The sequence below is a fragment of the Streptomyces sp. TRM68416 genome (assembly GCF_014596915.1).
In the GTDB taxonomy this organism is placed as follows: Bacteria; Actinomycetota; Actinomycetes; order Streptomycetales; family Streptomycetaceae; genus Streptomyces.
On sequence record NZ_JACVWU010000004.1, the window covers coordinates 268,681 to 294,447 of the forward strand.

Below are 25,767 nucleotides of genomic sequence, written 5' to 3' on the forward strand. Positions count from 1 at the left end.
GCCCGCGCGCTGTTCCCTGGCGCGATCGTCGGACCCATGTTGATCAAGGCTTGCTCTTTTCGTGCGTGGCCGACGGGTGACGTGTGGGGCTTGTGGGGCTCCAGGAGGCTGCTGGAGCCCCACAAGCGACCCGGGTTAGCCCGGAGGGTGCCCGGCGGGCTGTTCGGCCGCCTGGCGGGCGTGGTCGGCCGTGAACAGGCGCACGTAGCGGGCGACCTCGGCGTGGATGATCGGGCCGAGGACGTTCCCGGCGGGGGCGTGGACCTCGATGCGCCGGGCGGTCAGGAAGAACGCGGCGGCGATGGACCGGCCGAGGTCGATGTTGTGGCGGACGGCGTCGGCGCCGAGATGCACGATGACGGTGTCGCAGTCGAGGCTGCGGCGGGTCTGCTCGCGCAGGGCCTCGGCGACCTGGCGGTGGCTGTCGTAGCGGCCGGTGAGGTCCAGGTCGAGGACCAGGCGCACGGCGGCCTCGGTGTGCTGCGTGGTCACGCTGCCTCCCGGGTTCTCGCGGCGGGCTGGTGGAACGCGGTCCTGATCACGGCCCGCTGCTCGTCCGACAAAGGCGGCGCCTGGTCGACGATGCGGTCGATCCGTGCCCAGTAGGCGTCGTTCATGGCGTCGTCGTCGAAGCGGCGGGGACGGTCGAGGCGGGCCGGGCGGCCGGAGGTGCCTCCGGCCGCCGCGGCGTTCGTCGGCGCCGTCACGCGCACGCTCCGGACTTCTCGCCGCGCACCTGCTCCAGCAGCTCGACGTACTGCCTGGCGACTCCGGCCGGGTCCTGGGTGCGGTCGATGTCGTCGAACATGATCCCGATCGCGTCCCGGAGCGGGCTGCCGACCGGCTCGCCGTTGTACGTCTCCCGCAGCCGGTCGAGCTCCGGGCCCTCGGTGTACGTGGCGTAGATGCCGAGGAACTGCCGGGCCGCCATGGCGCGGGCCTGCTCGGAGTCGAAGGCGACCGGCGGCATCTGCTCCGGGTCATAGGCCATGCGGATCTTGTCGTCGAACTCGCGGAACACCATGGGGATGCCGGGGGACAGCTCGGCCTGCTCGACCATGAGCCGCTTCGCGGCGGTGGTCGTCATGCCGTCACCCCCGCCCCACGCCGCTCGGCGCGCACCTTGTGGATGATCTGCAGCACGCGCTTGGGGTCGACGGTGCACTCGCGGTCGCCTGCGACGAACCAAAGCTCGTCGGCCCTCCACTCCAAGCGCATGACGCGGCCGTCCACGACCTCGTCCATGAGCAGCTCCGGCTCGGGGGCCGTGATGGTCTGCTGCGTCATCGCCGCACCCCCTCGGGAGCCAACTGGCCGAGGTGCTCGGCGCGCAGGCGGACCAGGTCGGCGCGAGTACGCCGCAGGGCGTCCAGCTGTCTGGCCAGGACGTCGATGACCATGGCGAGGCTGTCCGGGTCGAGGCCGACGATGTGCTGGTCCTCGACGATCTCCAGGTTGACGTGCGGGAGCCGGTCCGCCATCGAGGTGGCCAGCGGCTTGACCTCGATGTGCGCGGACAGGACGCTGACGTCCTCCGGGAAACCTCGGGAGTCGACCGGCAGGCGGGGCGCCCCGTTGGGCCTGGTCCAGCACATGATGTCGTCCGGGTGCTTCTTCTGGTCCGCGTCGACGATGTCGTGCCGGATGACGCAGCCCGGCATACAGGTGAAGGAGAGCGGGTCCCCCGACTCCTTGTCGAGGAACGTCCAGGAGCGGGGCTGGGCGGGCGCGATGGTGTCGGTGGTCATCGGGCAACCCCGTTGATGCTGGTCTGCAGGTCGTAGTGACGGCCGAGTTCCTGCCAGGCCGTGTCGAAGAGGTCCCGGTCGCGCATCGTGTACACGGCGACGTCGCGGAACACGCCGTCGATCGGCCGCTTGATCTTCTGCGGGGCGTTGCCGTACCGGGCCCGATATAGGGCGGCGACGGTCCGGCCGAGCTTCACGCGCGCGGAGCGCAGGTCGGCCGCCGAGGAGACGCCGGCCTCCTTCAGGTACTCGTCGCAGGTGATGGTGATGTCCTGCGGGTCGACGTCCGGCTCCTCGCCGTTCATCCGCGCCAGCTCGGTACGAGCCATCGCCTCGACGTAGGAGGAGTTGACGAGACCGAACTGCTTCGCAACGCCCATCGCGGAGAGCCGCTCCTGGGCGATGCGGGCGCGCTCGACGCCGTCGAGCTGGGTACGGAGATGGTCGACCTGATCGAGGGTGGCAGTCGGGTTGATGGCGCCGCCCATGGTCCAGTAGTCGTTGACAGCCGTGGTGGTCTCGCGCTGGTAGGCGATGAGCGTCGGCCGGACCTCGGCGGCGACCTTCGCCTCGTTGACGGTCGCGAGCCACATGAGGAATGTGGGCACGTCGACCGCGGCCATCTGACGGGTCTTGCCGTCCTCGGCAACCGTGGGGATATCCCTACGGTTGGCCCACGAACGGTCTCGCAGCTTGCGGAGCTGCGTGGAGTAGTCGAGGCCGATCGCCTCGACGGCCGGGCGGAACACGATATGCGGCTGGCCGTCGACCATGACGGTCTCGACGGAGCCAGCGGACAGGTTGATCGTGGCGGGCGCGGTGGGGACGCGGCGCTGGTCACTCGGAGTCGACGGCAAGGCCGACGACATGGTTTTCTGGTGCATAGAGCTGTTCCGATCTCTTACTTCGCGGTAGGTGCGGATTGCTCGACAGGAGAGGCCGCCTCGCACGCGGCCTCTTCGTCGTTTCTGGCAGACGGCCCCGCCTCGCACGCGGGACCGGCACCGTGACTCGCCGTTGCAGCGAGCAGCTGTTGGTCAAACTCTTCGATCGAAGCTGCGGGGTAGAGGAACCGCCGTCCGACCTTCGTGCCCTTAGGGCCGTAGCCAATGTGCCGCCAGTACCGCACCGTGCTTGGTGCTGTGCGGTAGCGGGCCGCCACTTCGGCAGTGGTGAAGTACACCATGATCAACCTTCTCGGGGATGTGTATCAGGCACCTCTAGGGACGCCTGATACTCCTGAAGGATGCAGCGCAGTCCGAGTCGTGTCAACCTTCACCGGGGTGACGTGCTGTTGATACACCGCTACCATCCATCCCTATGGAGGATGAGCGCCAGCCAACGCCCCCCAGCGCATCAAGTGAGGACAACTGGTCTATCAACGAGCTTCGGACTGTCTTGGGTGCACGCCTGCGGAGAGCGAGGATGGCCAAGGGGCTGTCGCAGCAGGCCGTCGCTGACGCCATGAGCGCCTACGGCTTCAGTTGGCGCCAGACCACCGTGGCGAAAACGGAGGCTGCAGACCGCCCCGCCCTGTTCGTCGAGGTCGTGGCACTGTCCCGCATCTTGAACCGGGACCTGAGAAGCTTCCTGACCGACCGCACAGAATTGGACGACCTGAAAGACGAGTTGGCGCACGAGTCGGAGGAGATGCGGGAACGCGTTCTGTCCGCTGAATTCGCGGTTGAGGCCGCGCGTATGGAACAAGAGCGTGTGGCGGTTGAAGAAGGAGTTGCGCTAGCTATTAGCGAGTACACCTACAGTGGTGACTCGGGCCCTCTTCGCGCGTCAATCGACATCTTTGCGGAGTCTCGCTGTTTTGAAATGGAGACCTGCAGGAAAGCGCTAATCGCGGCCGGCGTGCCTGATGAGGTCATCAGGCACGCCGACTCGATCGCTCTGCATGAGGCGGCGACCGTAATTCATTCCTCCGGTCGAGTTTCCAGGGAAGAATACCTGTATGGTCACAAGCAGGAGGAGGTTGTCGAAGCAGCGGGAATGTTCCTCGACGGTCAAACTCTACACATGCGCTTCCTGGGGCTGCTGAAAGGTGAGCAGGTGTACAGATTCTATTTTGCGCAGTTGCTGGTGGATATTGTCGCCGAGTGGACGGAGCCGCGCGAAATTTAGCGGAGTCCTCGCAGCCAGCGGAACACCACGGCGTCGTAGTCGAAGTACCCGCCGTCTGGCATCCGTCCCGGCCGTGGCGTCTTCAGCGTCACCTCGACCAGCGACCGAAGCACCGTCCGCTGCCGCTCTAGCCCGAGCGCCTTCCACGCTTTCCGCACGTCCGGTGCCCCCACCAGATCCACCAGCGGATCCCGCGTCGCCGCGCGGGCCAGCTGCTGCGTGATCCCCTCCAACTGGGCGCGCGCAGTGTCCGTGCCCTCTGCGAACGCCATCTCGTCGATCTGCCCGCCGCCGTACATGCTCGCCAGGTTCCGCATCCGGCCGCGGATCTCCTCCGCCTCCGCCTGCAACGCGGACACGTCGACTCCGTCCGGAGCAGGCTCCAGCAGCTCGTGCGCGTCCTCGCGTGACAGCCGCTCGACGATCGTGTCCTCGACGTACTGGTCGACCTTCTCGGCCCGCCGGCCGCCGCCGTGACCGGTCGGGCACCGGTAGCTGGGGTACTGACGGCCGCCGGACTGGGTCACGGTCATACCCGTACCGCACCCCTCGCGACCGCACCGGTACAGCAGCGAGCCCACCCACTTCGGCTGCGCGCCGCGGTTCACCGCCCGCTCCGGGTTCCTCAGAATCGCCACGACGGCCCTGTACTTCGCCTCGTCGACGATCGGCTCCCACTGCCCACGCCCGACCTCCTCGCCCCTGTAGACGGCGATCCCGGCGTTCCTGGGGCGCAACAGCATGTCCCGCATGTCCTGGTGGGTGACAGGGTTCCCGCGGGTCGTCGTGACCCCCTTGTCGGCGCACCACTTCACCAGTGACCGGATCGACCCGCCGGACAGGATCTCGTCCGTCCAGAAGCGCAGCGCCTCGGCCTCCTCGGGCACGGACTTCAGCATGTCGAGCTCGGGCACCTCGACCTCGTCGCCGGTCTTCCGGTCGGTCTTCTTGCGGATCTCGCCGGTGGGTACACCCCAGCCGAACGGGCGGATGCCGCCCATCCACTCGCCCTTCAGCGCCTTCTGGCGGCGGGCACGGGCGACGCGCTCGCCCTTGTGCTCGGACTCCTGGCGGGCGACGGCGCCGAGGATCCGCGCGGTCATCCGGCCGGACGGCGTGGCGAGGTCGACGGTCCCGGCCTGGACGGTGTGGGTGGCGATGCCGCGGCGGTCGGACAGCTCGATGTACTCCTCCAGCTCGACGATGGAGCGGGTGAGCCGGTCCGTGTGCCAGACGATGACGATGGTGGCCTTGCCCTCGTCGAGGTCGGCGAGCATCCGGCGGTAGTCCTTGCGGAGCTTCCCGGAGAACGCGGACACGTCGTTGTCGACATACACCTCGACGACTTCCCAGCCCATGCGTTCCGCGAGGGCCTCGCAGTCCTCGCGCTGCCGGTCGACGCCGAGGCCGGCGCCGGTCCGGTCCTGCGAGATACGCACATAGATCACGGCGCGCGTGCGGGCTGTGCCTGCGGCAACGTCGGTTGCGCTGCGGAGATTCGGGCTCATGTCCGCCAGCATGCCAGTCCAGTGGTGTTGCTGTCTCAAGTTCGGGAAGACCACCCTGCTGAGCGCGCTGCTCGGGCTGGTCGGGCCGGGCGAGCGGATCGTCCTCGCGGAGGACTCGGCGGAGCTGCGGCCCGACCATCCGCACGTCGTACGCCTGGAGAGCAGACCCGCCAACCAGGAAGGCGCAGGCCTCGTCACCCTCCAGGACCTCGTGCGGCAGGCCCTGCGGATGCGTCCGGACCGGCTCGTCGTGGGCGAGGTGCGAGGGCCGGAGGTGGTCCATCTGCTGGCCGCGCTCAACACGGGCCACGAAGGCGGCTGCGGGACCGTCCACGCCAACGCGGCGGCCGACGTACCGGCCCGGCTGGAGGCGCTCGGCACCGCGGCCGGGCTCGACCGGGCCGCCCTGCACAGCCAGTTGGCGGCCGCGTTGTCGGTGGTCCTGCACCTCGCACGGGACCGGGCCGGGCAGCGGCGGGTCGCCGAGGTCCATGTACTCGAACGGGAGCCGTCGGGGCTGGTGCGCACGGTACCGGCACTGCGGTGGGGCGAAGGGGCGTTCGTTCCCGAGCGGGGGTGGGAGCGGCTGCGGGGGCTGCTTCGCGGGGGTGGCGGGTGCGGGGTCGATGGGGAGGGCGGGGGTGGATCGGACTCAGGGGGTGCGGTGGTGATCGGGAGACGTGAGGTGGCGACGGGGTGTCGGTCGGTGGGGCGTGGTGGTGAGGGCGGTGGGTGAGGCAGTGGTGGGTGCGCAGTCGGTGTGTGGGGGCCGTGGTGGCGGGGCCGTCGGGGGTGCGGTGGTGGGTGTGGTGCTGGGGGCGTGGGCCGGGGCCAGGGCCGGGGCCGAGGGCTGTGTGGTGTCGGTGGCGAAGGGGGTGCAGGGGTGATCGGGACGGGTGACGCAGTGGCCGGTGCGGTGCTGGTGTGCGCGGCCGTGACCGCGTGGGGGCTGGGTGAACGGCGTTCGCAGGCTCGGCGGGCTCAACTGCTGCTGGCCGGTGGTGGGGTGGTGGGCGCCGGGCCACCCGGCTGGCGGCATCTGGCCGGTGAAGTGCGGCGCGTTCGTGGGCGACTGCGGCCCGAGTGGTGGTCGCCGGCCGTCGGGCTTGTGGTGGCGCTGTTGGGTGCGTCGGTGCTGCCGCTCGTCGCCGGGGCGGCCGGGGTGCCGTTGCTGCGGCGGGTGCGGCTGGCCGGGGAGGCGCGCCGCGCGCGGGAGCGGCACGGGGACGCGGTGATCGCGCTGTGCGGGGCGCTCGCCGGGGAGGTGCGCGCGGGACGGCAGCCGGGGGAGGCGCTGCTGCGCGCCGCCCACGACTCCGGTGGACTCGGCGACGCGCAGGCGGCGGTGCTGGCGGCTGCGCGGTTCGGCGGCGATGTGCCGGGCGCCCTCGCAGTGGCGGCACGGAGGCCGGGAAGTGACGGACTGCTGGGACTGGCGGCGTGCTGGCGGGTGGCCGTGGACCAGGGCGCGGGGCTTGCGGCAGGGCTGGACCGGCTGGAAGGGGCACTGCGCGCGGAGCGGGATCAACGGGCCGACCTGCGAGCGCAGTTGGCGGGCGCCCGGTCCACGGTCGTGATGCTCGCCGGGCTGCCGGTCTTCGGCCTCCTCCTCGGCGCGGTCATGGGCGCTGATCCGCTGGCTGTGCTGCTGCACTCCGGGGCGGGACTGGGGTGCCTGTTCGCCGGCGGGTTGCTGGAGGGGCTGGGGATGTGGTGGGCGCTGCGGATTGTGAGAGGGGCGGAGGTGGTGTGAGGGGCGGAGGTGGTGTGAGGGGGAGTGGTGGGGCGGCCGGGACGTGTGCGGAGGGCGAGGTCGGGCGTACGGGGTGTCTGTGGAGAGCGTGGGTGGCGGTGGGTGAGAGCGGGTTGGCGTGGTGCCGGTCGGTGGGCAGCGGCGCGAGTCGTGGGAGGCGGGCATGTCGGGAGGTTCGGTGAGTACGGAGGTTGTCCACAGGTTGGGGGTGGCCGTGGGGGTTCTGCTGGCGGTCGGGTGGCTGGTGGGGTGGGGGGAATCGGTGCGGCGCGAGCGGAGAGTTCGGCACCGGGCGGCGGAGTTGCTGGTGGCCGGGGAGGCGAGACCGGCCCAGGCGCGGTTCCAGGCGTGGGGCGTGGCGCGGAGATGGTTGCCCGCGGTGGCGGTGGCCTGTGCCGGGTGGCTGCTGGTCGGCGGAGTCGTCGGGGCCGTGGTCGGGGTCACCGCAGCGGCCGCGATGGATCGGTGGCTCGGCCGGCGGACGGCTGCCGGATCCGGGACGGAGTACGACCCCGCGGAGGTGGCGCGACAACTTCCTCTCGCTGCCGATCTGTTGGCGGCCTGCATCGCGGCCGGCGCCGGACCGGTGGACGCGGCCGAGGCCGTGGGCGAGGCATTGGGCGGCCCGGTGGGAGAGGGGTTGGCCCGGGGCGCGGCGGAGATGCGGCTCGGCAGCGAACCGGGCGCTGCCTGGCAGACGTTGGCCGCGATGCCCGCGGCCGGACCGCTGGCCGGGCTGCTGGAGCGGGCCGACGTGTCCGGGCTTCCGGCGGCCGGACCGGTCGCGCGGCTCGCCGAGGACGCCCGTGCCGACTGGGCGCGCGCGGCGACCGCCAGGGCACGACGGGCGGCGGTCATGGTCACCGCGCCGGTGGGGCTGTGCTTCCTGCCCGCGTTCATCGCGGTCGGGGTGCTGCCCGTGGTGATCGGGCTGGCGGACGGGGTCCTGGGAGGGGGTGGCCCTTGACGGAGGTGGCAAGACGCAGGAACTGAACAGGTCTGACGGACAACGGAACGGATCCTCACGGGGGTTGAGATGTACAAGGCGGTACGGGCACGGATGCGTGCCCTGGTGTGCAGGGCACGGGCGGCACGGAGGGACGCGGGGATGGTCACCTCCGAGTACGCGATGGGAATCATCGCGGCGGTGGCGTTCGCGGTGGTCCTCTACAAGGTGGTGACCAGCGGGCAGGTCAACGCGGAACTCCAGGCCATCGTGAAGCGGGCCCTCGATGCGCGGATGTGAACGGCGCTGGAACGACCGGGGGTTCGTGACGGCGGAGTCGGCCGTGGTGCTGCCCGTCCTGGTGATGTTCGCGATGGCACTGGTGTGGGGCCTGCTCGTGGTCGCCGCGCAGATCCAGTGCGTGGACGCGGCACGGACGGGCGCCCGTGCGGCGGCCCGTCAGGACCCGGCCGACGCCGTCGTCGAGGTGACCCGCGAGGTCGCCCCGGCCGGTGCGGAGGTCACGGTGAGCCGGAACGGGGGCCTCGTCCGAGTGGTCGTCGTGGCGAAGCCGTCGGTGCTGAGGGGGCTGCCGTTCGAGGTGCGGGAGGAGGCCGTGGCGGCGGCCGAGGAGATGACGGGAGCCGAGGCCCCGGCGGCGGCAGGGGCAGGGGCAGGGGCGGGGGCGGGGAGATGAGGGCGCGTTCGGGCTCGCCGGACCGCGGTCGCCGCGCGCGGCGTACCCGCCGCACGGCCGAACGCCGGTACTCGGACCGGGGATCCGCCACGGTATGGAGCGTCGCCGCCCTCGCTGTCCTCTGCGTGGTGTTCGGCGTCGTCCTCGCCCTGGGGCAGGCCGTGGTGACCCGGCATCGTGCGGCCGGCGGCGCGGACCTCGCGGCGCTCGCCGCGGCGTACCACTGGGCCGAGGGCCCCGCGGCGGCCTGCGCCCGGGCCGACCGCGCGGCCCGGGCCCAGGGCACCCGCCTCGTGCGGTGCGCACTCGTCGGCGACATCTCGGACGTGACGGCAGCATCCGGCCGGGGACCCTTCGCGGCGGAGGTCAGGGCACGGGCGGGACCCGCGGAGGCGGGTCCCGAGACGGGGGTTGCCGGGTCGAGTCCGGGGGTGGGGGTTGCTGGGTCGAGTCCGAGGGTGGGGGTGGGGCTTGCGGGGCCAGGTGCGGAGACACGGCCTGCGGAGGCGGGCCCGGAGACAAGATCTGAGGGGGCGAGTCCGGGCTAGGGCTTGTGGGGCGAGCTCGGAGGTTGGGGTCGTGCGGGTTCGCTTGCGTACGTGACCCGTAGGGGTCGCATACGGGACCCGTAGGGCTCGCATTACGTGACCCCGTGGACAAGGGGGCGGAGCCATGGCCCGCGGGCCGCGCCCGGAGCCACGGCCTACGAAGAAGAACCTGAAGCCACGCCCCCCGGAGAAGAGTCCGGGGCTGCCCTTCCGGCATCGGTCGCCGTGCCCGGGGCTGCCGCCCCCGAGAGCAACCCCCCGGGCTCCTCCGCCGGCGCTCCCCGCAGCAGTGTGGTGAGGAGTCGTACGGCGCCCCTCTTGTGGAGCGGGTCGTTGCCGTTGCCGCACTTGGGGGACTGGATGCAGGAGGGGCAGCCGGCGTCGCACTCGCAGGAGGCGATGGCCTGGCGGGTGGCGGTGAGCCAGGCGCGGGCCGTGTGGAAGGCGCGCTCCGCGAAGCCGGCGCCGCCGGGATGGCCGTCGTAGACGAAGACCGTGGGGAGGAGGGTGTCGGGGTGCAGGGGGACGGAGACGCCGCCGATGTCCCAGCGGTCGCAGGTGGCGAAGAGGGGCAGCAGGCCGATCGAGGCGTGCTCGGCGGCGTGGAGGGCGCCGCCGAGGATCTCGGGGTTGATCCGGGCCTCGTCCAGCTGGTCCTCGGTCACGGTCCACCACACCGCGCGCGTGCGCAGCGTACGAGGAGGGAGGTCGAGTTTTGTCTCGCCCAGGATCTCGCCGGTGATCAGGCGTCGGCGGAGGAAGGAGACGACCTGGTTGGTGACCTCCACCGATCCGTAGCACAACCGCCCTTCCCCCCAAGGGATTTCGGTGTCCGTCTCCAGGACGGAGATCGACGTCGTGTCGCGGGCGACCGTCGCGTACGAGGGGCTCGCCTCCTCGACCAGGGCGACCGAGTCGTCCAGGTCGAGGGAGCGGACGAGGTACGTACGGCCCTGGTGCAGATGGACCGCGCCCTCGTGCACGGTCGTGTGCGCGGCGCCCGCGTCGACCGTGCCGAGCAGCCGGCCCGTGCCGGACTCGACGACCTGTACCGGCCGCTCGCCCTCGCCGCGGATGTCGGTGAGGTCGGCGGCCCGTTCCCGCCGGGTCCAGTGCCAGGCCTTCGTCCTGCGGCGCAGCAGCTTCGCGGCCTCCAGCTGGGGCAGGAGGCTCTCGGTCTCCGGGCCGAACAGCTCCAGGTCGTCGTCGGTCAGCGGCAGTTCCGCCGCCGCCGCGCACAGGTGCGGAGCCAGCACGTACGGGTTGTCGGGGTCGAGGACGGTCGACTCGACCGGCCGGTCGAAGAGGGCCTCGGGGTGGTGGACCAGGAAGGTGTCCAGCGGGTCGTCCCGGGCTACCAGGACCGCCAGCGCGCCTTGGCCGGAGCGGCCCGCCCGGCCCGCCTGCTGCCACAGCGACGCCCGGGTGCCCGGGTAGCCGGCGATGACGACCGCGTCCAGGCCGGAGACGTCGATGCCGAGTTCGAGGGCGGTCGTCGCGGCCAGGCCGAGGAGTTCGCCGGAGTGCAGGGCCTGTTCGAGGGCGCGGCGCTCCTCGGGGAGATAGCCGCCGCGGTAGGCGGCGACACGCCGGGCGAGGGAGCGGTCGACCTCGGCGAGGCGCTCCTGGGCGATCACCGAGATCAGCTCGGCGCCGCGCCGGGAGCGGACGAAGGCGACCGTGCGGACGCCCTGGACGGCGAGGTCGGTCAGCAGGTCGGCCGTCTCGGCGGTGGCGGTGCGGCGGACCGGGGCGCCCTTCTCGCCCTGGAGTTCGGTGAGGGGCGGTTCCCAGAGGGCGAACACCAGTTCACCGCGGGGGGAGGCGTCGTCGGCCACCTCCACCACCGGCAGGCCGGTCAGCCGCCGGGCGGCCACCGAGGGCTCCGCGGCGGTCGCGGAGGCCAGCAGGAAGACGGGGGAGGAGCCGTAGCGGGCGCAGAGGCGGCGCAGGCGACGCAGGACCTGGGCGACATGGGAGCCGAACACGCCGCGGTAGATGTGGCACTCGTCGATGACGACGTACTTCAGCGCCTTCAGGAAGGAGGACCAGCGGGGGTGGGAGGGCAGGACCCCGCGGTGCAGCATGTCCGGGTTGGTCAGGACGTAGTTGGCGAACTGCCGGATCCACTCGCGTTCCTCGAACGGGGTGTCCCCGTCGTAGACGGCCGGTCGAACAGAATTGCCCAAGGGTTGTGAAAGTTCCTTCACCGATCGGCACTGATCCGCCGCGAGCGCCTTCGTGGGTGCCAGGTAAAGGGCGGTGGCGCCCCGGCCGTTCGGGGCCTCGGAGCCGTCCAGGAGCGTCGAGAGGACGGGGGCGAGATAGGCCAGCGACTTGCCGGACGCGGTGCCGGTGGCGACGACCACGGAGTCGCCGTCCAGGGCGTGCTCGGCGGCGCGTGCCTGGTGGGCCCAGGGGTGTTCGATCCCCGCCGCCTGTACGGCGGCGACGACCTCCGTTCGGATCCGGTCAGGCCAGACGGCATGGCGGCCCGCGCGCGGGGGCACATGCTCCGTATGAGTGATGCGCGAAGCCCGGTTCGGCCCCGCGGCCAGCCGGCCCAGGACCGTGCCCGGGTCCACCCGGGAAGCGGGCTCTGTCGAGGATCGATCGGATCGGTGATTCTTGGCCATCGGCACCGAGTGTGTCACTGGCGTGACGGACAATGGGGCCAAGGCGTCGTGCACGCCTGCCGGTAAGTGATTGAATGCCATCGCGGCTGGCGAACCGTCCTGGGACTGCAAGCCGAGGTGTCCCGAGGGACGACCGCTCGATAGCAAGGTGCTGGAGGATCCGTGGACCTGTCCCTGTCGACCCGTACCGTCGGCGATCGTACGGTCGTCGAGGTCGGTGGCGAAATCGACGTATATACCGCGCCCAAGCTGCGCGAGCAGCTGGTCGAGCTGGTGAACGACGGGAGTTTCCACCTCGTCGTTGACATGGAGGGCGTGGACTTCCTCGACTCCACCGGGCTCGGCGTACTGGTCGGCGGCCTGAAGCGGGTGCGTGCCCATGAGGGCTCGCTGCGCCTGGTCTGCAACCAGGAGCGCATTCTCAAGATCTTCCGCATCACCGGTCTGACCAAGGTGTTCCCGATCCACACCTCGGTCGACGAAGCGGTGGCAGCCACCGACTGACCACCGGCCCCGGGCCGGTCGGAGCCCGTGCCCGGGGCGGAAGACGTTCCAGAAGGAGGACCGGGATTTCGGCGGCCCGGCCCTCCGGACAGCACGCCCGTAGTTCCGAGGGGGATGCATGGCCACCGTTGAACTCCGCTTCAGCGCGCTGCCCGAGCACGTCAGGACCGCCCGCTTGGTGGCGGCAGCGGTGGCGCGCAGGGCCGGAGTGGACGAGGCCGTCCTCGACGAGGTGCGCCTCGCCGTCGGTGAGGCCTGCACCCGGGCCGTCGGACTGCATCAGCTCGGTGGCGTCACGGCACCGGTGAAGGTGGTGCTGATCGAGGAGGAGAAGCAGTTCTCCATCGAGGTCGGCGACGAGGCGCCGCGCTCCGCCCCGGGCGACCGGGCACCGGGCGCCGCGGGCGAGGACGCGGAGTCCGAGGAGGACGAGATGGGCCTCGCGGTCATCAGCGGCCTCGTCGACGACGTCGAGGTCACCGCCGGGGAGCACGGCGGGCTGATCCGCATGACCTGGCCCACCACGCCCCCGGTGGCCGAGCTTCCCTGACTTCGGTGGCCCGAGCCCGGTGGCCGAGCTTGCCCGCCCCCCGGGGCGCTGCGTATCCGTACCCGAAGGGCCCTACTCCGGTAGGGCCCTTCGGCATGTCGGTGCACGGTTTCTGTGCCTACAGTGGACTCGTCCGAAGCAATTCGTGAATTCCTTCACGATCAATCGCGCGATAATTCGATCACGTTCCTGACGGCGCCTGTTTCGCGTCAATGCATCTGGGGCATTACCGCTTTCGGGTTCCGCGATCGGAGGTCGATCATTTGCCGGAGGGCATGTGACGACCAATTCCGTTAACCGCGCACTGTTTTGATCAGGTTCCGGTACCTACAATCCGTCCACATCTTGAGCTCAGCCCAAGCGTCAAGGAGGACGAATGGCGGGGCTTTCTACCCCTCATCAGTTGGACCACCCCACAACCCTCGCAGCCGCAGTTCTGACCGACGGCAACCGCGTCATGGTGATGGTCATCGGGGCCGTGGCCCTGGCCGCGCTGGTGGTCGCCGGAATTCTCGTGCGCCAGGTGCTCGCGGCGGGCGAGGGCACCGACAGCATGAAGAAGATCGCGGCGGCGGTCCAGGAAGGCGCGAACGCCTATCTGGCCCGGCAGTTGCGCACGCTCGGTGTTTTCGCCGTTGTCGTGTTCTTCCTGCTCATGCTGCTGCCCGCGGACGACTGGAATCAGCGCGCCGGCCGATCGGTGTTCTTCTTGATCGGCGCCGCGTTCTCGGCGGCCACCGGTTATATCGGCATGTGGCTCGCCGTACGCAGCAATGTGCGCGTTGCCGCCGCGGCCAGGGAAGCGACCCCGGCGGAGGGTGAGCCGGAAAAGGATCTCACCGCCGTCTCGCACAAAGCCATGAAGATCGCTTTCCGTACGGGCGGTGTCGTCGGCATGTTCACGGTGGGGCTCGGTCTGCTGGGCGCCTCCTGTGTGGTGCTGGTGTACGCGGCCGACGCGCCGAAGGTGCTGGAGGGATTCGGCCTCGGAGCCGCCCTCATCGCCATGTTCATGCGTGTCGGCGGCGGCATCTTCACCAAGGCCGCCGACGTCGGCGCCGACCTGGTCGGCAAGGTCGAGCAGGGCATTCCGGAGGACGACCCGCGCAATGCCGCGACCATCGCCGACAACGTGGGCGACAACGTCGGCGACTGCGCGGGCATGGCGGCCGACCTCTTCGAGTCCTACGCCGTCACCCTGGTCGCCGCGCTGATCCTCGGCAAGGCGGCCTTCGGCGACGCGGGGCTCGCCTTCCCGCTGCTGGTGCCCGCGATCGGCGTGCTCACGGCCATGATCGGCATCTTCGCCGTGGCCCCGCGCCGCAGCGACCGCAGTGGCATGACGGCGATCAACCGCGGCTTCTTCATCTCCGCGGTGATCTCGCTCGCCCTGGTCGCCGTCGCGGTCTTCGCCTACCTGCCGTCCTCGTACGCCGACCTCGACGGCGTCACCGACGGGGAGATCCTGGCCAAGGGCGGCGACCCGCGGATCCTCGCGCTCGTCGCCGTGGCGATCGGCATCCTGCTCGCCGCCGTGATCCAGCAGCTGACCGGCTACTTCACCGAGACCAACCGCCGGCCGGTCAAGGACATCGGCAAGAGCTCGCTGACCGGCCCCGCCACCGTCGTCCTCGCCGGTATCTCCGTCGGTCTGGAATCGGCCGTCTACACCGCCCTGTTGATCGGCCTCGGCGTGTACGGGGCGTTCCTGCTCGGCGGTACGTCGATCATGCTGGCGCTGTTCGCGGTGGCGCTGGCGGGCACCGGCCTGCTCACCACGGTCGGTGTGATCGTCGCGATGGACACCTTCGGGCCGGTCTCCGACAACGCCCAGGGGATCGCCGAGATGTCCGGCGACGTCGAGGGCGCGGGCGCCCAGGTGCTCACCAACCTGGACGCCGTCGGCAACACCACCAAGGCCATCACCAAGGGCATCGCCATCGCCACCGCCGTACTCGCGGCGGCGGCGCTCTTCGGCTCGTACCGGGACGCCATCACCACCGGCGCGCGGGACGTGGGCGAGAAACTCTCGGGCGACGACGCGCCACTGAGCCTGATGATGGACATCTCGCAGCCCAACAACCTGGTCGGTCTCATCGCGGGCGCGGCGGTCGTCTTCCTCTTCTCCGGACTCGCCATCAACGCCGTCTCGCGGTCGGCGGGTTCGGTGGTCTACGAGGTGCGACGGCAGTTCCGCGAGCGGCCCGGGATCATGGACTACACCGAGAAGCCGGAGTACGGCAAGGTCGTCGACATCTGTACGAGGGACGCTCTGCGGGAACTGGCGACCCCCGGCCTGCTCGCCGTGATGGCGCCCATCTTCATCGGGTTCACCCTCGGGGTCGGCGCGCTCGGCGCCTTCCTGGCGGGCGCGATCGGCGCGGGCACGCTGATGGCGGTGTTCCTCGCCAACTCCGGTGGCGCCTGGGACAACGCCAAGAAGCTCGTCGAGGACGGCCACCACGGCGGCAAGGGCAGTGAGGCCCACGCCGCCACGGTGATCGGCGACACGGTCGGCGACCCGTTCAAGGACACCGCCGGTCCCGCGATCAACCCGCTGCTGAAGGTGATGAACCTGGTGGCGCTGCTGATCGCACCCGCGGTGATCGATTTCTCGTACGGCGACGACAAGAACATCGCCGTACGGATCGTGATCTCGGTGCTCGCGTTCCTGGTCATCGCCGGTGCGGTCTACCTCTCCAAGCGGCGCGGAATCGCCATGGGCGACGAGGGCGATGCCGATCGGGCCGCCAAGTCGCCCGATCCGGCGGTGGTTTCGTAGGACCCGGCGACGAGGTTCCGTCCAAGGGGCGGGCGGACGGCGCGTATTGACGCGTCGTCCGCCCGCCCCTGTGCGTTCACGCCCTCACGTGAGCCTTCTCTCGCTTGGTGCAAATGGTTACAAAAGGCTTCTTGGTGGACCTCCCACATGCGGGCGTAGGCCATCCGGCGTGTATGTTCCGGGGCCGAGAGCCATGGAAGGGACCAATCCGGTGAACAAGAAGCTCGCGGCCGCACTGTCCGGCGGTGCGGTACTGGTACTGGCGCTGTCGGGATGCGGCGGCGACGACAACGAGAAGCTGGACGCGTGGGCCAAGGAGGTCTGCGACGCGGTGCAGCCGCAGGCGAAGAAGATCGAGACCGCCAACGCCGCGATCCAGAAGGAGACCTCGGACAACAGCACTCCGGAGGAAGTGCAGAAGACCGACTCCAAGGCCTTCCAGGACATGTCGGATGCCTACAAGGCGATCGGGGCCGCCGTGGACAAGGCCGGGGCACCGAACGTGGAGAACGGCGAGAAGAAGCAGAAGAACGCCGTCAAGGAGCTCAACGGCATCTCCGCGTCCTACGCCTCCCTGAAGAAGCAGGTCGACGAGCTCGACACCAAGGACCAGGCGAAGTTCGCCGACGGTCTGAAGGACGTCGCGGCCGAACTGAACAAGCTCAGCCAGAGCGGCAACGACGCCCTCAAGGAACTGGAGGAGGGCGAGGTCGGCGTGGCGATGGCCAAGCAGTCCACCTGCAAGTCGGCGTCGGAGTCCGCTTCGCAGTCGGCGGCTGCTTCGTAGTCGGCGGTCGCTTCGCAGCCGAGGGCTGCTTCGTAGTCGGCGTCCCCTGCGCAGTCCGCGGCCGCGAGCCGAGCCGGAGTGGCGGACGGCCTCCTTGTTGTGCCGCGGTGAGCCCGTAGTGCGGGTCACAATGGTGGCGTGAGTACCTCCAGCCTGCCCGCCCTGCCCGCGGCCCCTTCCTCCGGCCGGTCCGACGTCACCGCACGGCTGCGGGACGCCCTGCTCGGGGCGTCCTTCACCGCCGACGGTCTCCTCGAACTGCTCGGCGCCCCCGCGTACGCGGCGCTCGCCCGCAGCGAGATCGTCCCCGCCCTGCGGGCGACACGCGGAGACACGCCGCTGGAGACCCTCGTACGGCTGTTCCTGTTGCAGCAGCCCGTGCCGCACGCGCGCGTGGCGGACGTGCTGCCCGTGCAGGAGTGCCTGGAGAGCGGGTGGCTGGTCCGCGCGGGCGCCGACGAGGTGGCCGCGACGGTGGACGTACGGCCGTACGGCGGGCCCGCCGGCGAGGACTGGTTCATCGTGTCCGACCTCGGATGCGCGGTGGGCGGCGCCGGAGGGATCGGCAGCAAGGACGAGGGCGTCGTACTCGGTGTCGGCGGGGCCTCCACGACCCTCGCCGGCATCACCGTCCGTACGCCGGTCGCCTCAGCCCTCGACCTCGGCACCGGCTCCGGGATCCAGGCGCTGCACGCCGCCCAGCACGCCACGCGCGTGACGGCGACCGATCTCAACCCGCGCGCGCTGCACGTCACCGCGCTGACGCTGGCGCTGTCCGGCGCTCCGGCCGCGGACCTGCGGGAGGGCTCGCTGTTCGAGCCGCTGCGCAACGGAGAAACGTACGACCTGATCGTGTCGAACCCGCCCTTCGTCATCTCGCCCGGCGCGCGACTGACGTACCGCGACGGCGGGATGAGCGGGGACGATCTGTGCCGCTCGCTCGTTCAAGGGGCGGGCGACCGTCTGAACGAGGGCGGGTTCGCGCAGTTCCTTGCCAACTGGCAGCACGTGGAGGGGGAGGACTGGCAGGACCGGCTGCGGTCCTGGGTGCCGCGCGGCTGCGACGCCTGGATCGTGCAGCGCGAGGTGCAGGACATCACGCAGTACGCCGAGCTGTGGCTGCGGGACGCCGGTGACCACCGCGGCGACCCCGCCGAGTACCAGGCGCGCTACGACGCATGGCTGGACGAGTTCGAGGCGCGCAAGGTGAAGGCCGTGGGCTTCGGTTGGATCACCCTGCGCAGGACGGGGGCCGCCGTGCCGTCGGTCACCGTGGAGGAGTGGCCGCACCCGGTCGAACAGCCGCTCGGCGACACGGTCCGGGCTCACTTCGACCGCCTCGACTACCTGCGCGCGCACGACGACGCGGCGCTGCTGGCGGGGCACTTCAGGCTCACCGCCGAGGTCGTCCAGGAGCAGGTCGGCCTGCCCGGCGCCGAGGACCCGGAGCACGTGGTGCTGCGGCAGAACCGCGGCATGCGCCGCGCCACCAAGGTGGACACGGTCGGCGCGGGCTTCGCGGGCGTCTGCGACGGCTCGCTGAGCGCGGGCCGCATCCTGGACGCGATCGCCCAACTGGTGGGCGAGGATCCGGTGTTGCTGCGCGACCGCACGCCCGCACAGATCCGGCTGCTGGTGGAGCAGGGGTTCCTGGACCCGGCGTGAGCCTCGGCGGCGCGCCACGGGGGAGGCGCGTCCGGCCTCCTCGGGGGCGTGGGGCCGCCGTCCTCGGGGGCGTGGGACTGTCGTCCGCCGATACGACGGGGCCGCTGTCCGTTGAGACGACGGGGCCGCCGTCGGCGAGCGCCTCGCGGGCCAGTCGTCGCCGACCCGGGTGGTGTGTCCGTACGGCGAGGTCGTGGTGGTCGGCACCGTCACCGACCACGTCGACGCCCTGCCGGACGCGGGCGGCTACGCCGTCGTACCGACCCGGAGGGCTGCACCGCGGCCAACAGCGGTACGGCATGTCCTGTACGGGGCGCCATGCCGCGAGAGGCGAGTTTCCGTGGGAGGTGGGCCGTTTCCGCGACGAGGGCGGGAATCTGCCGGGCGACACATTCGAGTCGACTTGGGCGCCGGGTGAGAACACACCGTTCCACGGCGGGCCGGCCGACGCCGGGGACCGGGACGGGACATTCGCCGAGGTCGTGTGCCCCGTCGGCCGGAGCTGCGGCGCAAAGACGGCCGGAAAGGCACCCGCGCGCGGCGCGGCCCGAGCCCGGCCGGGGCCGAGCGCGGGCGAGGAGGCCGACGGGCCCACAGCCGCGTCGGTTCCGCGTTCACCTCGGGTTCGCCTGTCCGCCGCCCGTGCGTGTCAGTCTCCCCGGGCTGGACACACGCGGACGGGAGAAAAGGGGCAAGGGGGCCATGGAGAGTGGACCGGCGATCTTCGCGGGACTGGTGTTCGCCCTGTTCGGAGCCGGACTGCTGGCGTGGACGGTGACCCGCGTGCGGCACCGCCAACCGGTCGTCCACGGTGTGAACCCCGTCGCATCGCTGACCCTGGCGAGCCTCGCCGCGGTGATCGCGCTCGTCCTCGGCGCATGGTGCTTCACCCGCCTGTGAGAACCGCGCCCGAGCTGCGCCTCCGGCAACTGGGAGGCGGTCCTCCGGAAAGGCTCGAAATGGCCGGTCGGTACTCCGGGCGGCAGGAACGGCGGTAGTCGGGTTACCGTTCGAGTGGCCGTTGCGGGCTTTTCCCGTTTGACACGGGGGCGGGATGTACCGTCACACTCCGCAGCGTCACCATGACCCGACCCCGGGAGCAAGGCCTGGGGAGGCCACCCAGCGTCGACCGGAGAGAAGAGCGAAGTTGTCCCCGACCAGCGAGACCGCGAAGGGCGGCCGCCGACTCGTGATCGTCGAGTCGCCTGCCAAGGCGAAGACGATCAAGGGCTACCTCGGCCCCGGATACGTTGTCGAGGCGAGCGTCGGGCACATCCGCGACCTCCCCAACGGCGCCGCGGAGGTGCCCGAGAAGTACACCGGCGAGGTCCGCCGCCTCGGCGTGGACGTCGAACACGACTTCGAGCCGATCTATGTCGTCAACGCCGACAAGAAGGCCCAGGTCAAGAAGCTCAAGGACCTGCTGAAGGAGTCCGACGAGCTCTACCTCGCCACCGATGAGGACCGCGAGGGCGAGGCCATCGCGTGGCACCTCCAGGAAGTGCTCAAGCCCAAGGTCCCGGTCAAGCGGATGGTCTTCCACGAGATCACCAAGGCCGCGATCCAGGCCGCCGTGGCCAACCCGCGCCAGCTCAACCAGAAGCTGGTCGACGCCCAGGAGACCCGCCGCATCCTCGACCGCCTCTACGGCTACGAGGTCTCGCCGGTCCTGTGGAAGAAGGTCATGCCGCGCCTGTCGGCCGGCCGGGTCCAGTCCGTCGCCACACGACTCGTCGTCGAGCGGGAACGCGAGCGCATCGCGTTTCGTTCTGCTGAGTACTGGGACCTGACGGGCACCTTCGCGACCGGCCGCGCGGGGGACCCCTCGGACCCGTCGTCGCTGGTCGCCCGCCTCCAGACCGTCGACGGCAGGCGGATCGCGCAGGGCCGCGACTTCGACTCCCTGGGACAACTCAAGAGCGCGAACACCCTCCACCTCGACGAGGCCAACGCCCGCACCCTGGCCGCCGCCCTGGAGCAGACGCAGTTCTCGGTCCGCTCGGTCGAGTCCAAGCCGTACCGCCGCTCGCCGTACGCCCCCTTCCGGACGACGACGCTCCAGCAGGAGGCGTCGCGGAAGCTCGGCTTCGGCGCGAAGGCGACCATGCAGGTGGCCCAGAAGCTGTACGAGAACGGCTTCATCACCTACATGCGTACGGACTCCACGACCCTGTCGGACACGGCCGTCGCCGCCGCCCGCGCCCAGGTCACCCAGCTGTACGGCGCCGACTACCTGCCGTCCGCCCCGCGGACGTACGCCGGGAAGGTCAAGAACGCCCAGGAGGCGCACGAGGCCATCCGCCCGTCGGGTGATCGTTTCCGCACGCCCGCCGAGACCGGCCTGACCGGCGACCAGTTCAAGCTCTACGAACTGATCTGGAAGCGGACCGTCGCCTCCCAGATGAAGGACGCCACCGGCAACAGCGTCACCGTGAAGATCGGCGGCACCGCCGCCGACGGCCGGGACGTCGAGTTCAGCGCCTCCGGCAAGACGATCACCTTCCACGGCTTCCTGAAGGCCTACGTCGAGGGCGCCGACGACCCGAACGCCGAGCTGGACGACCGCGAGCGCCGCCTGCCGCAGGTCAGCGAGGGCGACCGGCTCTCCGCCGAGGAGATCACGGTCGACGGGCACGCCACCAAGCCCCCGGCCCGCTACACCGAGGCCTCCCTGGTCAAGGAGCTCGAAGAGCGCGAGATCGGCCGCCCGTCGACGTACGCGTCGATCATCGGCACGATCCTCGACCGCGGCTACGTCTTCAAGAAGGGCACGGCCCTCGTGCCGTCCTTCCTGTCCTTCGCCGTGGTCAACCTCCTGGAGAAGCACTTCGGGCGGCTCGTCGACTACGACTTCACCGCCAAGATGGAGGACGACCTCGACCGCATCGCCCGCGGCGAGGCGCAGTCCGTGCCGTGGCTCAAGCGCTTCTACTTCGGTGAGGGCGCGGGAGAAGGCGGCGCGGCGGACGCCGGCAACGGCGACGGGGACCACCTCGGCGGCCTCAAGGAGCTGGTGACCGACCTGGGCGCGATCGACGCGCGCGAGGTGTCGTCGTTCCCCGTGGGCAACGACATCGTGCTGCGGGTCGGCCGCTACGGCCCGTACATCGAGCGGGGCGAGAAGGACGCCGAGAACCACCAGCGCGCGGACATCCCCGAGGACCTCGCGCCGGACGAGCTCTCCGTGGAGCTGGCCGAGGAGCTGCTGGCCAAGCCGAGCGGCGACTTCGAGCTGGGCACCGACCCGGCCACCGGCCACCAGATCGTCGCCAAGGACGGCCGCTACGGCCCGTACGTCACCGAGGTGCTCCCCGAGGGCACCCCGAAGACCGGCAAGAACGCCGTCAAGCCGCGTACGGCCTCGCTGTTCAAGTCGATGTCGCTGGACACGGTGACGCTCGACGACGCGCTGAAGCTGATGTCGCTGCCGCGGGTCGTGGGCACCGACGCGGAAGGCGTGGAGATCACCGCGCAGAACGGCCGCTACGGGCCGTACCTGAAGAAGGGCACGGACTCGCGCTCGCTCCAGTCCGAGGAGCAGCTCTTCACGATCACCCTCGAAGAGGCGCTGGCGATCTACGCCCAGCCCAAGCAGCGTGGCCGGGCCGCCGCCAAGCCGCCGCTGAAGGAGCTGGGCACCGACCCGGTCAGTGAGAAGCCGGTCGTGGTGAAGGACGGCCGTTTCGGCCCGTACGTCACCGACGGGGAGACCAACGCGACCCTGCGCTCCGGCGACAGCGTCGAGACGATCACCCCGGAGCGCGGTTTCGAGCTGCTCGCCGAGAAGCGCGCCAAGGGGCCCGCCAAGAAGACGGCGAAGAAGGCCACGACCAAGAAGGCCGCCGCGAAGAAGGCCCCGGCCAAGAAGGCGACGGCCGCCAAGAAGACCGCGGCGAAGAAGACGACCACGACGAAGAAGACCGCGGCGAAGAAGACGACGGCCGCGAAGACGTCGGCCGCGAAGACGACGGCGTCGAAGCCCGCCGCCGAGGGCTGAGGGCCCCTCTCCTCGCGGCGGACTTCGCGAACTCCTCGGCGCGGACTTCGCGAAGCGAACGCCCCGGCATCACTCTTTGGTGTCGGGGCGGGCGTACGTTCGGACGGCCGCCGCGGGCTGTCGGTGCGTCCCGATAGGCTGAAAGCATGACGCGTGCCGAGCAGCCGACGGCCCACCATTCAACCCCTGACGACGCCCTGGTCGCGGACTCCCGCGAGCGCGCCGTCCGCGCCCTGCTGCGCCGACCGCAGCTCAGGCGCTTGTGGAGCGCACAGCTCGTGGGCGGAGTCGGCGATGTCCTCGCCCTTCTGGTGCTGGTCCTCCTCTCCGTCCAGGCGGCCATCGCCGCGGGCTCCTTCGGAGGCGGGCACCGGGGTGTGGCGTTCGCAGTGGCGACCGTCTTCGGCGTGCGCATCCTTGCGACGCTGCTCTTCGGCGCGGTCCTGCTGGGCCCGCTCACCTCGCTGACCTCCCACGAGGGCCCGCTCGACCGCCGCTGGACCATGGTCGGCGCGGACGGCCTGCGGGCCGCCCTGCTGATCATCGCGCCGCTGTGGATCGACTGGACGCCCGACGACGCCCTCGCCGTCCTCCTGGTGACCGTCTTCGTGACCGGTGTCGCCGAGCGGTTCTGGACCGTGTGCCGGGAGAGCGCGGCCCCCGCGCTGCTGCCCGCCCCGCCCCCGGAGGGGGCCACGGTGCGCCCGCTGCCGGACCACATGGACGCGCTGCGGCGCCTGTCGCTGCGTACGAGCTTCGTGGCCGTCCCGCTCGCGGCCGCCACGCTGGTCACCGCGGCCCTGCTCAACAACGTGCTGGGCACCGGCATCGACTGGTTCGACCAGCACCGGGCGGCCCTCGCGTCGTACGTCGCGGCCGGTCTGTTCGCCGCGTCGCTGTCCGTGGTGACGTTCCTGGAACTGCCCGACACACGCACCCCGCGCGCACGTTCCCCGCTGGAGGGGCTGCGCCGGCCCAAGACGGGCACCGGCGTCGACAAGGGCCGTACCGGCGCGATCCCGCTGCTGGTGCCCGCCTGCGCGGCCGTCGCGGGCGCGATCTCGGCCGCCGTGGCCGTCTCCGTGCTGCACGCCACCGACCTGGGCGGCGGCCCGGTGCTCTACGGGCTCCTGGTCCTCGCGCTGACCGGCGGAGTCGTGGTCGGCATCCGTACGGCACCCAGGATGCTGGTGTCGCTGTCGCGGCGGCGCCTGCTGGCGCTGGCCATCGCCTTCACCGGCATCGCCCTGCTGGCCGCCGGGCTCGTCCCGGACGTCACCACCGTCCTGCTGATCGAGGCCCTGGCGGGCGTCGGCGCGGGCGTGGCCGCCAACACCGGGCACGCACTGCTCGACCAGGAGACCGAGGACTTCCGGCGCCCGCGCACGACCGAGCACCTGCACGCGGTGGTCCGGGTCTTCGTGGCGCTCGGCGTCGTCGTCGCGCCCGTGGTGGCCGCGGCGATCGGGCCGCACCGGCTGGAAAGCGGCCGGTTCGTGTTCGCGCACGGCGGCGCCGCGTTCACGCTGATGCTGGTCGGCGCGCTGCTGCTGCCGGTGGCGGCGCTGGTGCTGGCCAAGGCCGACGACCGCTCGGGCGTACCGCTGCGGCACGACCTGCGCGACGCCCTGCTCGGCGGCGACGACCCCGAGCAGGCGCCCACCGCGACCGGCTTCTTCATCGCCCTGGAGGGCGGCGACGGCGCCGGGAAGTCCACCCAGGCCGAGGCGCTCGCCGAGTGGATCCGGGGCAAGGGCCACGAGGTCGTCGTCACGCGAGAGCCGGGGGCCACCCCCGTGGGCAAGCGGCTGCGGTCGATCCTGCTGGACGTCTCCAGCGCCGGCCTGTCCCACCGCGCGGAGGCGCTGCTGTACGCCGCGGACCGCGCGGAGCACGTCGACACGGTCGTACGGCCCGCCCTGGAGCGCGGCGCGGTCGTCATCTCCGACCGGTACATCGACTCGTCGGTGGCCTACCAGGGCGCGGGCCGCGACCTGTCGCCGACCGAGGTCGCCCGGATCAACCGCTGGGCCACCCACGGCCTGGTGCCGCACCTGACCGTGCTCCTGGACGTCGACCCGGAGACCGCGCGCGAACGCTTCACCGAGGCACCGGACCGGCTGGAGTCGGAACCGGCCGAGTTCCACGCGCGCGTGCGGTCCGGATTCCTGACGCTGGCCGCCGCCGACCCCGGGCGCTACCTCGTGGTCGACGCGGGACAGGAGCCCGAGGCCGTCACCACCGTCATCCGGCACCGGCTCGACCAGACCCTGCCGCTCTCCGAGCAGGAGATCCGGGAGCAGGAGGAGGCCCGGCGCAGGGCCGAGGAGGAGGCCCGCAGGAAGGCCGAGGAAGAGGCCGCCCGCAAGGCCGAGGAGGAGCGGCTGGAGCGCGAGCGCCAGGAGCAGCTCGCCCGGCTGCGTGCCGAGGAGGAGGAGCGCAAGCGCCGCGAGCTGGAGGAGGCGCAGCGCCGCGAGGCCGAGCGGCAGGCGGAGGAGGCGCGGCGGCGCGCCGAGGAAGCGGCTCGCCGCGCGGAGGAGGAACGGCAGCGGCTGCTCGCCGAGGAGAAGGCGCGCGCCGAGGAAGAGGCCCGGCGCAAGGCCGAGGAGGAGCGCCGCCGCAGGCAGGCCGAGGAGGAGGCACGGCTGCGTGCCGAGGCCGAGGCAAAGCGCCTGGAGAAGCAGCGCAAGGCCGAGGAGGCCCTCCTGCGCGCGGAGGAGGCGCGACGCCTCGCCGAGGCCGCCGCGGCCGCCGCGGAAGTCGGCCCCAAGCCCACGCCCCCCGCGGCTCCGACCGCCCCACCGCATGCGGCGACCGTACCGACGCCGGTCGTCACCCCGACCAACGCCTCCGGCGGTCCGGTGGAGGAGACGGCGGTCCTGCCGCGGGCCGTCCCCGGCAGGACGAGCGCCGAGCCGTCTGCGCCCTCCGACTCCGGTAAGTCGTCCGGCAAGTCCTCCGGTAAGTCGTCCGGCGCTTCCGACGCCGAGGTGACGGCTGAACTGCCGCAGCCGCCTGCACCGGAAGGGGCTGCGGACGAGACGGCTGTGTTGCCGCCGGTGAAGCCGGGTGGGGCTGCGGACGAGACGGCCGTACTTCCGCCGGTGAAGCCGGGTGGGCCTGCGGACGATGAGACGACGGTGCTGCCGCAGGTGGCTCCGGGGGCCGCGGACGAGACCGCGGTGCTGCCTCCGGTGCGGGGCGAGGGCTCCGAGGACCGGGTTCCGCCCGGATTCTTCCGCGACGAGCGTCCCGAGCAGGGCACGCGGTCCGACGAGACCGAGGACCGTACCCGGGAGATGCCGCAGGTCGACCCGCAGGCCGGCGGGTCCGGGGCGCCGCGGCGGCGCGCCCGGTCCGACTGGGCCGAGGAGACGCCGCTGGACGACCTGCCGACCCTGGCGGACGAACTGCTCGGGCCGCACGACGACGAGTACGGCGATGATCGGGGCCGGGGGCGCGGGCGGCGCTGAGCTGCAGTTGGGGCCCCGGAGGTGGTGTGGGCAGCGCTGAGCC

Annotated in this window: 22 protein-coding genes and 2 pseudogenes; 15 read left to right on the forward strand and 9 right to left on the reverse strand. The window is 71.4% G+C overall.

What is annotated here, in order from left to right; all coding sequences use genetic code 11:
* Nucleotides 1–135: 135 nt before the first annotated feature.
* From ICC28_RS08910 to ICC28_RS40415, 7 genes and pseudogenes are all read right to left on the reverse strand, one after another.
* Nucleotides 136–492, reverse strand: coding sequence for a hypothetical protein (locus ICC28_RS08910; protein WP_188287886.1), 357 nt, complete (start codon nucleotides 490–492; stop codon nucleotides 136–138).
* On the reverse strand, nucleotides 489–707 hold the full coding sequence (locus ICC28_RS08915) for a hypothetical protein (RefSeq protein ID WP_188288071.1): 219 nt from the start codon (nucleotides 705–707) through the stop codon (nucleotides 489–491). Before ICC28_RS08915 ends, ICC28_RS08910 begins: the two co-directional genes overlap by 4 nt.
* The gene (locus ICC28_RS08920; protein WP_188287887.1) at nucleotides 704–1,087 is read right to left on the reverse strand and encodes a hypothetical protein; all 384 of its coding nucleotides are present in this window, start codon (nucleotides 1,085–1,087) and stop codon (nucleotides 704–706) included. The genes ICC28_RS08915 and ICC28_RS08920 overlap by 4 nt, the downstream gene beginning before the upstream one ends.
* Entirely contained in the window at nucleotides 1,084–1,287 is a 204-nt protein-coding gene (locus ICC28_RS08925; protein WP_188287888.1) for a hypothetical protein, read from the reverse strand. Before ICC28_RS08925 ends, ICC28_RS08920 begins: the two co-directional genes overlap by 4 nt.
* The gene (locus ICC28_RS08930; RefSeq protein WP_188287889.1) at nucleotides 1,284–1,748 is read right to left on the reverse strand and encodes a DUF6907 domain-containing protein; all 465 of its coding nucleotides are present in this window, start codon (nucleotides 1,746–1,748) and stop codon (nucleotides 1,284–1,286) included. Before ICC28_RS08930 ends, ICC28_RS08925 begins: the two co-directional genes overlap by 4 nt.
* The gene (locus ICC28_RS08935) at nucleotides 1,745–2,617 is read right to left on the reverse strand and encodes a phage antirepressor N-terminal domain-containing protein (RefSeq protein ID WP_188287890.1); all 873 of its coding nucleotides are present in this window, start codon (nucleotides 2,615–2,617) and stop codon (nucleotides 1,745–1,747) included. The genes ICC28_RS08930 and ICC28_RS08935 overlap by 4 nt, the downstream gene beginning before the upstream one ends.
* Nucleotides 2,618–2,772: 155 nt before the next feature.
* A pseudogene (locus tag ICC28_RS40415) lies at nucleotides 2,773–2,934 on the reverse strand (helix-turn-helix domain-containing protein); the annotation flags it as partial.
* A 239-nt stretch (nucleotides 2,935–3,173) separates the two neighbouring features.
* Here ICC28_RS40415 and ICC28_RS08945 point away from each other — a divergent pair.
* Nucleotides 3,174–3,878: a hypothetical protein gene (locus tag ICC28_RS08945; RefSeq protein ID WP_188287892.1), complete on the forward strand. Its 705-nt coding sequence runs from the start codon at nucleotides 3,174–3,176 to the stop codon at nucleotides 3,876–3,878.
* On the opposite strand, the gene ICC28_RS08950 is transcribed toward ICC28_RS08945, so the two are convergent.
* Nucleotides 3,875–5,386 carry a recombinase family protein gene (locus ICC28_RS08950; RefSeq protein WP_188287893.1) on the reverse strand — a complete coding sequence of 504 codons (1,512 nt, stop codon included), beginning with the start codon at nucleotides 5,384–5,386 and terminating at the stop codon, nucleotides 3,875–3,877. The genes ICC28_RS08945 and ICC28_RS08950 overlap by 4 nt on opposite strands.
* A gap of 43 nt (nucleotides 5,387–5,429) precedes the next feature.
* Here ICC28_RS08950 and ICC28_RS08955 point away from each other — a divergent pair.
* The 6 genes and pseudogenes from ICC28_RS08955 to ICC28_RS08980 all read left to right on the forward strand — a co-directional run.
* Nucleotides 5,430–6,122: pseudogene (locus ICC28_RS08955) on the forward strand (CpaF family protein); the annotation flags it as partial.
* Between the two features lie 147 nt (nucleotides 6,123–6,269).
* Nucleotides 6,270–7,139 (forward strand): type II secretion system F family protein, encoded by an 870-nt coding sequence (locus tag ICC28_RS08960; protein ID WP_411158579.1) that lies wholly within the window; start codon nucleotides 6,270–6,272, stop codon nucleotides 7,137–7,139.
* Nucleotides 7,140–7,317: 178 nt separating this feature from the next.
* Nucleotides 7,318–8,106 (forward strand): type II secretion system F family protein, encoded by a 789-nt coding sequence (locus ICC28_RS08965; RefSeq protein ID WP_188287894.1) that lies wholly within the window; start codon nucleotides 7,318–7,320, stop codon nucleotides 8,104–8,106.
* Nucleotides 8,107–8,175: 69 nt separating this feature from the next.
* The gene (locus tag ICC28_RS08970; RefSeq protein ID WP_188287895.1) at nucleotides 8,176–8,385 is read left to right on the forward strand and encodes a DUF4244 domain-containing protein; all 210 of its coding nucleotides are present in this window, start codon (nucleotides 8,176–8,178) and stop codon (nucleotides 8,383–8,385) included.
* Complete coding sequence (locus ICC28_RS08975) at nucleotides 8,372–8,782, forward strand: TadE family type IV pilus minor pilin (RefSeq protein ID WP_188287896.1); 411 nt, start codon at nucleotides 8,372–8,374, stop codon at nucleotides 8,780–8,782. Before ICC28_RS08970 ends, ICC28_RS08975 begins: the two co-directional genes overlap by 14 nt.
* On the forward strand, nucleotides 8,779–9,330 hold the full coding sequence (locus tag ICC28_RS08980; RefSeq protein ID WP_188287897.1) for an Rv3654c family TadE-like protein: 552 nt from the start codon (nucleotides 8,779–8,781) through the stop codon (nucleotides 9,328–9,330). Before ICC28_RS08975 ends, ICC28_RS08980 begins: the two co-directional genes overlap by 4 nt.
* A gap of 155 nt (nucleotides 9,331–9,485) precedes the next feature.
* Here the strand turns inward: ICC28_RS08980 and ICC28_RS08985 are convergent, their stop codons facing one another.
* Nucleotides 9,486–12,047 carry a DEAD/DEAH box helicase gene (locus ICC28_RS08985; RefSeq protein WP_223188550.1) on the reverse strand — a complete coding sequence of 854 codons (2,562 nt, stop codon included), beginning with the start codon at nucleotides 12,045–12,047 and terminating at the stop codon, nucleotides 9,486–9,488.
* An 81-nt stretch (nucleotides 12,048–12,128) separates the two neighbouring features.
* On the opposite strand from ICC28_RS08985, the gene bldG reads away from it, so the two are divergent.
* From bldG to tmk, 8 genes are all read left to right on the forward strand, one after another.
* Nucleotides 12,129–12,470 (forward strand): anti-sigma factor antagonist BldG, encoded by a 342-nt coding sequence (gene bldG / locus ICC28_RS08990; protein ID WP_005475923.1) that lies wholly within the window; start codon nucleotides 12,129–12,131, stop codon nucleotides 12,468–12,470.
* Nucleotides 12,471–12,588: 118 nt separating this feature from the next.
* Complete coding sequence (locus tag ICC28_RS08995; protein ID WP_188287898.1) at nucleotides 12,589–13,020, forward strand: ATP-binding protein; 432 nt, start codon at nucleotides 12,589–12,591, stop codon at nucleotides 13,018–13,020.
* Nucleotides 13,021–13,396: 376 nt separating this feature from the next.
* Entirely contained in the window at nucleotides 13,397–15,802 is a 2,406-nt protein-coding gene (locus ICC28_RS09000) for a sodium-translocating pyrophosphatase (protein ID WP_188287899.1), read from the forward strand.
* 193 nt (nucleotides 15,803–15,995) lie between these two features.
* Nucleotides 15,996–16,589, forward strand: coding sequence for a small secreted protein (locus ICC28_RS09005; protein ID WP_188287900.1), 594 nt, complete (start codon nucleotides 15,996–15,998; stop codon nucleotides 16,587–16,589).
* A gap of 138 nt (nucleotides 16,590–16,727) precedes the next feature.
* On the forward strand, nucleotides 16,728–18,254 hold the full coding sequence (locus ICC28_RS09010) for a methyltransferase (RefSeq protein ID WP_188287901.1): 1,527 nt from the start codon (nucleotides 16,728–16,730) through the stop codon (nucleotides 18,252–18,254).
* A gap of 702 nt (nucleotides 18,255–18,956) precedes the next feature.
* Complete coding sequence (locus tag ICC28_RS09015; RefSeq protein WP_188287902.1) at nucleotides 18,957–19,154, forward strand: hypothetical protein; 198 nt, start codon at nucleotides 18,957–18,959, stop codon at nucleotides 19,152–19,154.
* Nucleotides 19,155–19,401: 247 nt separating this feature from the next.
* A complete protein-coding gene (gene topA / locus ICC28_RS09020; protein ID WP_188287903.1) occupies nucleotides 19,402–22,251 on the forward strand; it encodes a type I DNA topoisomerase in 2,850 nt (949 codons plus the stop codon).
* Between the two features lie 146 nt (nucleotides 22,252–22,397).
* Nucleotides 22,398–25,724 (forward strand): dTMP kinase, encoded by a 3,327-nt coding sequence (gene tmk, locus ICC28_RS09025; RefSeq protein ID WP_188287904.1) that lies wholly within the window; start codon nucleotides 22,398–22,400, stop codon nucleotides 25,722–25,724.
* Nucleotides 25,725–25,767: the final 43 nt, after the last annotated feature.

Excerpts from the sequence above, each read along its gene's own strand:
- ICC28_RS08950 (WP_188287893.1), bottom strand. The coding sequence starts at position 5,386 with ATGAGCCCGAATCTCCGCAGCGCAACCGACGTTGCCGCAGGCACAGCC.
- ICC28_RS08970 (WP_188287895.1), top strand. The coding sequence starts at position 8,176 with ATGTACAAGGCGGTACGGGCACGGATGCGTGCCCTGGTGTGCAGGGCA.
- tmk (WP_188287904.1), top strand. The coding sequence starts at position 22,398 with ATGACGCGTGCCGAGCAGCCGACGGCCCACCATTCAACCCCTGACGAC.
- ICC28_RS08920 (WP_188287887.1), bottom strand. The coding sequence starts at position 1,087 with ATGACGACCACCGCCGCGAAGCGGCTCATGGTCGAGCAGGCCGAGCTG.
- ICC28_RS08935 (WP_188287890.1), bottom strand. The coding sequence starts at position 2,617 with ATGTCGTCGGCCTTGCCGTCGACTCCGAGTGACCAGCGCCGCGTCCCC.
- ICC28_RS08925 (WP_188287888.1), bottom strand. The coding sequence starts at position 1,287 with ATGACGCAGCAGACCATCACGGCCCCCGAGCCGGAGCTGCTCATGGAC.
- ICC28_RS08930 (WP_188287889.1), bottom strand. The coding sequence starts at position 1,748 with ATGACCACCGACACCATCGCGCCCGCCCAGCCCCGCTCCTGGACGTTC.
- ICC28_RS08995 (WP_188287898.1), top strand. The coding sequence starts at position 12,589 with ATGGCCACCGTTGAACTCCGCTTCAGCGCGCTGCCCGAGCACGTCAGG.
- ICC28_RS08945 (WP_188287892.1), top strand. The coding sequence starts at position 3,174 with ATGGCCAAGGGGCTGTCGCAGCAGGCCGTCGCTGACGCCATGAGCGCC.
- ICC28_RS08980 (WP_188287897.1), top strand. The coding sequence starts at position 8,779 with ATGAGGGCGCGTTCGGGCTCGCCGGACCGCGGTCGCCGCGCGCGGCGT.
- ICC28_RS09015 (WP_188287902.1), top strand. The coding sequence starts at position 18,957 with ATGGAGAGTGGACCGGCGATCTTCGCGGGACTGGTGTTCGCCCTGTTC.
- ICC28_RS08975 (WP_188287896.1), top strand. The coding sequence starts at position 8,372 with ATGCGCGGATGTGAACGGCGCTGGAACGACCGGGGGTTCGTGACGGCG.
- ICC28_RS09005 (WP_188287900.1), top strand. The coding sequence starts at position 15,996 with ATGGAAGGGACCAATCCGGTGAACAAGAAGCTCGCGGCCGCACTGTCC.
- ICC28_RS09000 (WP_188287899.1), top strand. The coding sequence starts at position 13,397 with ATGGCGGGGCTTTCTACCCCTCATCAGTTGGACCACCCCACAACCCTC.
- ICC28_RS08985 (WP_223188550.1), bottom strand. The coding sequence starts at position 12,047 with ATGGCATTCAATCACTTACCGGCAGGCGTGCACGACGCCTTGGCCCCA.